Source organism: Corallococcus sp. CA047B, from assembly GCF_003612065.1.
Classification (GTDB): Bacteria; Myxococcota; Myxococcia; order Myxococcales; family Myxococcaceae; genus Corallococcus; species Corallococcus praedator.
The window spans coordinates 1-5,786 of record NZ_RAWD01000463.1 but is presented as its reverse complement, the minus strand read 5'-3'; the positions used below and the strand labels follow the sequence as shown (position 1 = coordinate 5,786).

At 70.3% G+C, this 5,786-nt stretch carries 4 protein-coding genes, 1 tRNA gene and 1 pseudogene; 4 read left to right on the top strand and 2 right to left on the bottom strand.

Annotation, left to right across the window (positions count from 1 at the left end; genetic code table 11):
* Positions 1 to 201, bottom strand: a pseudogene (locus D7X74_RS38895) (DUF2760 domain-containing protein); the annotation flags it as partial.
* 106 nt (positions 202 to 307) lie between these two features.
* Positions 308 to 383 (bottom strand) — tRNA-Ala (locus tag D7X74_RS38890).
* Positions 384 to 585: 202 nt separating this feature from the next.
* Here D7X74_RS38890 and D7X74_RS38885 point away from each other — a divergent pair.
* The 4 genes from D7X74_RS38885 to D7X74_RS38870 form a co-directional block, all read left to right on the top strand.
* Positions 586 to 2,934 (top strand): tetratricopeptide repeat protein, encoded by a 2,349-nt coding sequence (locus tag D7X74_RS38885; protein WP_120538003.1) that lies wholly within the window; start codon positions 586 to 588, stop codon positions 2,932 to 2,934.
* 222 nt (positions 2,935 to 3,156) lie between these two features.
* A complete protein-coding gene (cyoE, locus tag D7X74_RS38880) occupies positions 3,157 to 4,041 on the top strand; it encodes a heme o synthase (RefSeq protein ID WP_120538002.1) in 885 nt (294 codons plus the stop codon).
* A gap of 40 nt (positions 4,042 to 4,081) precedes the next feature.
* On the top strand, positions 4,082 to 5,071 hold the full coding sequence (locus tag D7X74_RS38875) for an ABC transporter ATP-binding protein (RefSeq protein WP_120538001.1): 990 nt from the start codon (positions 4,082 to 4,084) through the stop codon (positions 5,069 to 5,071).
* Positions 5,068 to 5,786 (top strand): ABC transporter permease (locus tag D7X74_RS38870; protein WP_120538000.1); only part of this gene is annotated, 719 nt, incomplete at its 3' end. The genes D7X74_RS38875 and D7X74_RS38870, both read left to right, overlap by 4 nt.

Genomic DNA, 5,786 nt, shown 5'->3' with positions numbered 1-5,786 from the left:
GGCCTGGACGGCGGGCACCTTCACGGGCGGCGGGGGGGCCACGTCTCCGGCCGGAAGCTCCTTGAGCTGACCGGCATCGTAGGCGCGGCTGGTCGGCAACACGGCCTGCGCGAACTCGCGGGACACGAGGCAGCGCCAGAAGCACAGCCAGGCGAGCCAGAAGCGGGCGAAGAACGACAGGGAGGCGGACGGGTCGGTCATCGGCCCCGGATAACAAAGCCCGAAGCCTTTGCAATTCGGCAACGACCGGAAGTGCCTGAAATGCAAAGGGCCTCACGGTTTCCCGTGAGGCCCTTTGTTTTCTTCATGGTGGAGGCGGACGGGATCGAACCGACGACCTTCGCATTGCGAACGCGACGCTCTCCCAACTGAGCTACGCCCCCAAAACGGACCACGACTGCCTGCCCTGCGCCCCGGCGGTGTTGGGACCGGCGAGGTGATGGGGCTAGTACCGAAGCCTGACCTTGCTGTCAAGCAGCTCGTTTTCACCAGCAACCCTGCGATTGACGTGCCGCGCAGCGGATGCCATAAAAACCGCTCTTCAGTACCGCATCCTTCCCGGTCCTCCGGGCTTCCATCTGGTTCATGTCCACCTCCCCTTCAAAGACGTTGAGCCCCACCGAGCTCGCGAAGCTTGAGCATTCGTTCGCTTCCGATCCCTCGTCGGATGCGTACAAGCCCCTGGCGGAGGCGTACCTCGACCTGGGGCGCTTCATGGAGGCCATGGTCGTCTGCAAGAAGGGCGTGAAGGCCCATCCGACAGCGGCCGATCCACGCCTCCTCCTGGCCCGTGTCTACGCGGCGCAGAACAAGGACAAGAAGGCCCTGGAAGAAGTCCAGGGGGCCCTCCAGGTCCAGCCCGAGGACAAGGCCGCCCTGCGCATGGCGGGCGTGCTTCAGATCAAGGGTGGCGAGTCGGAGACCGGCCGCGCCAACCTGCTCAAGGCCTACCAGGCGGATCCCGGTGACCCGGAGACCGTCACGCTCCTCCAGCAGTACAAGGTGGAGATTCCGCGCCCGGTCGCGCCCACGCCGGTGCTCGCGCCCGTGGCCACGCCGCCGCCCGCCGCCGTGGAGGCGCCCGCCGCCGCGACCCTTCCGGTGGCGAGCCCGCCCGTTTCCAGCACGCCCGTGGGCCGCGTCAGCGCGCCCGCGCAGGCCCGCACCGGCCCGTCCGGCGCCTCCCGTCCGGCGGAGGCCGGCACGCGTCCGCCCTCCCAGCGCCGCCCGCAGATCGTGGTGGAAGAGGTGGAGGACGACGAGGACGAGCCTTCGTCGCGCCGCAAGCCCGCCGCCGGTGGCAACCGCAGCAAGATGCTGTCGCTGGTGCTGCTGCTGCTCATCCCGTTGTTCGCGGGTGGCTACGGCTGGTACTCGGCGCAGGCGAAGAAGCGCGGCCGGGAGCTGAAGAAGAACCTGGACGTCGCCACCGAGCAGCTCAAGCACGACTCGTTCGTCAGCTACAAGAAGGCGTGCGAGGCGGCGGACCTGGCGCTGGAGGTGGATCCGGATTCCACCGCGGCCCACGGCTACCTCGCGTACGCGTACGCCATCCGCTGGGGTGAGCACGGCGGCGGCGACGACGCCCGTCGGCAGGCGGAGGAGCACCTGGCGGCGGCGCAGAAGACCCAGGAGCTCTCCAGCCACCTCATCGCGGCGCAGGCCCTGGTGAAGACCTACAGCGGCAAGGGCAAGGAAGCCCTCACCGAGCTGGATGCGCAGGTCAAGGACCTCAACGACAAGAACAAGGCCTCCTCGCTCCTGTACCTCACGCTGGGCCTCATCCAGATGAACGCCGGAGACCTGGAGCGCTCGCGCGACAGCCTGGAGCGCGCGCAGACGCTGGCTCCGGATGATCCGCGCGTCTACGCGGGCCTGGGCGCGGTGTACCGCCGGCTGGGCCAGGACAACACCGCCTGGAAGAACTACGACTTCGCGCTGCGCTACGAGAAGGACCACCCGGAGTCGCTGCTGGGCCGGTCGCTCTTGATGCTGGAGCAGGACGAGCCCAACTACGGGCTGGTCAACCAGATGATCAAGAAGCTGCTGGAGGTGGATCCGCCTCCCAGCCCGCGTCAGCTGGCCGCCGCGCAGCTCGCGCGCTCGCTGCTCATCGCCCGCGTGTCGCTGGCCATGCCCACCCTCAAGCCGGACGTGCAGCAGAAGCTGGCGGAGGCGACGGGCGTGCCGGTGGATGCCGCCAAGGCGAAGGCGGAGGTCCTCAAGGCGGAGGAGACCGGCTTCGCGCTCGACAAGCAGAACCCGGAGCTGAACCTCATCAAGGGCCGGCGCCTGCTGGCCGAGGGCAACTTCGACGCGGCCGCGGAGGAGATCCGCAAGGCCATCAAGGTGGACGCCAGCCGCGCCCAGTTCCACGTCGAGCTGGCCAAGGCCCTCATGGGCAAGCCGGGCGGCGAGAAGGAAGCCTCCGAGGCGCTGACGACCGCGCTCAAGACGATGGGCGACAGCCCCAAGCTGGTGGTGATGCTGGGCAACGCCTACCGCCGCCAGAACAAGCTGGATGACGCGCTCGCGCAGTACCAGCGCGCGGTGAAGGACCCGAAGGCGAAGAACCCCGAGGCCCGCCTCGCCATGGGCGGCATCTACCGGGAGCGCTCGGAGTGGGACAAGGCCAAGGAGCAGTTGGAGAAGGCCAGCCAGGAGTTCTTCGGTCAGCCGGACCGTGTCGCCATGGCCCTCACCGAGCTGGGCCGCGTCTACCAGGGCCAGGGCAACGCGGCCAAGGCCGACGAGTCCTTCCAGCGCGCGCTCACCTCCGACGAGGGCTACTCGCCGGTGTACTACTTCTACGCCGCGCTGCTCGCCAAGGACCCCAAGCAGACGGCCAAGGTCCGCACGCTGGCGCAGGAGTACGTGAAGCGCGAGCCCAAGGGCGAGTACCTCACCGACGCGCAGCGGCTCGCGGGCAATTGACTGGGCATGTAAGCCGCCCCCGGTAGCGCCCGCTGTCCCCCGCGCCGCGAATCCCCAAAGGGGTTCGCGGCGCTTCGTTTTTGAAGGGGGGCGACAAGGCAGGCTGATGTGGTGGGGAGGCTCCGCCTTGCCACCCCTGCCGGGTGACGGTATGGGAGGGGCCACCCACGTCCCCTCGGCCGGAAGCGAACACTCGGTCCGGGGCCACCTGTTGGAGTCTGCGTGAGCGCGCGTGCCCTGCCCCAGTCGTCCACCGCGTCCGACCTGATCTCCCTCACCAAGCCGAGCCTGTCCTCCCTGGTGCTCATCACGGCCGCGGGCGGCATGTTCCTGGCGCCGGGCCCCCTGGGCCCCGTGCGGGCCCTGGTGACGCTGCTGGCGACGGCGGGCACGGTGGGCGCGGCGAACGCGTTCAACTGCTACATGGAGCGCCACAGCGACCAGTTCATGGCGCGCACGCGCAACCGGCCGCTGCCCGCCGGGCGCATGGATCCCTCCACGGCGCTGTGGTTCGGCCTGTCGCTGGCGGTGGTGTCGCTGCCGGCGCTGGTGCTGGGCGCGAACCTGCTCACCGGCGTGCTGGGGCTCATCGCGCTGCTGAGCTACGTGCTGGCCTACACGCCGCTCAAGGCCCGCACGTCCGCGGCGATGTTGGTGGGCGCCGTCCCGGGCGCGCTGCCTCCGCTGATGGGCTGGACGGCGGTGACGGGCACGGTGGACGCGGGCGGCTTCGCGCTGTTCGCCATCATGTTCCTCTGGCAGATGCCGCACTTCATCGCCATCGCGCTGTTCCGCAAGGAGGAGTACGCGGCGGCGGGCCTCAAGTCGGTGCCCATCGAGCGGGGCGACGAGTCCAGCCGCGCGCAGGTGGTGCTCTACCTGGTGGCGCTGGTGCCGATGACGCTCCTGCCCTTCCAACTGCACATCGCCGGCACGTGGTACCTGGCGGCGGCGGTGGTGCTGGGCCTGAGCTTCCTCGGGATGGGAGCGTGGGGCTTCTTCAAGCACCTGGGGAAGCCCTGGGCGCGCCAGACGTTCTTGTTCTCGCTCGTGTATCTCACCGGCCTGTTCGCCGCGATGACGCTGGACCGCGTCCCGCACGGCTAGCGGGCCCGCGCGGCGGTTGTGTCGCGCGAGGACGCCCTTCATGCCCGACACCTCGGTTGCCACCCCGCCCTCGCCGCTGCTGCGCATCGAGGGGCTCACGCGTCGCTTCGGTGGGCGCACCGCCGTGGACGGCCTTTCGCTGTCCGTGCAGCCGGGGGAGATCCTGGGCCTGCTGGGGCCGAACGGCGCCGGCAAGTCCACCACCTTCCAGTTGCTCGCGGGCCTGCTCGCCCCGGACGCGGGGCAGGTGCACTTCGCCGGCCGCGTGCTCTGCCTGAGCGACCCCGCGCTGCGCCGCCAGATGGGCGTCATCTTCCAGAAGGGCAGCCTGGACGACCTGCTGACGGCCCGGGAGAACCTGCTGCTGGGGGCTCGGCTGTACGGCCTCTCCGGCGCGGACGCGAAGGCGCGCGTGGAGACGATGCTGTCGCTCATCGGCCTGTTGGACCGGGGCGACGAGCGGGTGGGCACCTGGTCGGGCGGCATGCGCCGGCGGCTGGAGCTGGCGCGGGCGCTGGTGCACCAACCGCGCGTGGTGCTGATGGACGAACCCACGCAAGGGTTGGACGAGGCGGCCTTCCGCACGTTCTGGACGCACCTCAAGCGGCTGCGCGACGCGCAGGGCGTCACGGTGCTGCTCACCACGCACCGCGCGGATGAAGCGGAAGGGTGCGACCGGCTGGCGGTGCTGGATGCCGGGAAGCTGGTGGCGTGTGACACGCCCCGGGCGCTGGCCTCGCGCATGGGCGGCGACATCCTCACGCTGGAGGGGCCGGAGCCGGAGGCCCTGGCCGCGCAGGTGACGCAGAAGCTGGGGTTGGAGGCGAAGGTGGTGGAGGGGCGCGTGCAGGTGGAGGCCGCGCAAGGACATGCGCTGGTGCCGCGACTGGTGGAGGCCTTCCCTCCGGGGCGGTTTGACTCCGTGTCGCTGCGCCGGCCCACGCTGGCGGACGTGTTCCTCCAGCTCACCGGGAAGGCGTTGGGGGCGGATGCGCCCGCGCCCGTGCCCGCGCCGAGGAAACGCCGATGAGCGCCGACATCCCCGTGCCTGTTCCTTCGTCCGTGGAGGCGCCGGCCGTGCCTGTCTCACGCCGTGAGCCGGGGACGCTCGCGCTGCAGTGGGCCACGGTGCGGGTGCTGCTCGCGCGCGACGTGGTGCGCTTCTTCCGTCAGCCCAGCCGGGTGATTGGCGCGCTGGCGCAGCCCATCCTGTTCTGGTTCGTCATCGGTTCGGGGTTCGCGGGCTCGTTCCGGGTGGAGGGCGCGCAGGGGCTGGGCTACCAGCAGTTCTTCTTCCCGGGCGTCGTCACGATGGTGGTGCTCTTCAGCGCCATCTTCGCGACCATCACCGTCATCGAGGACCGCAAGGAGGGCTTCCTCCAGGCGGTGCTGGCGGGGCCGGGGTCGCGGCTGGCGGTGGTGCTGGGCAAGGCGCTGGGGTCGTCCACCATCGCGCTGATGCAGGCGTCGATGTTCCTCCTGTTCGCGCCGCTGGCGGGCGTGGACGTGGGGGCGGTGGACTACCCGCTGCTGGCCGCGGTGATGGTGTTGTCGGCGCTGGCGCTGACCGGGATGGGGATGGCGCTGGCGTGGTGGGTGCGCTCCAGCGCGGGCTACCACGCGGTGATGAGCCTGGTGATGCTGCCCATGTGGGTGCTGTCCGGCGCGATGTTCCCGGTGAAGGGCGCGGGGCCGGTGCTGTCGTGGGTGATGCTGCTCAACCCGATGCGCTTCTCGGTGGAGGG

Coding starts and splice junctions, on each gene's coding strand:
- D7X74_RS38885 (WP_120538003.1), top strand. CDS start 586: ATGTCCACCTCCCCTTCAAAGACGTTGAGCCCCACCGAGCTCGCGAAG.
- D7X74_RS38875 (WP_120538001.1), top strand. CDS start 4,082: ATGCCCGACACCTCGGTTGCCACCCCGCCCTCGCCGCTGCTGCGCATC.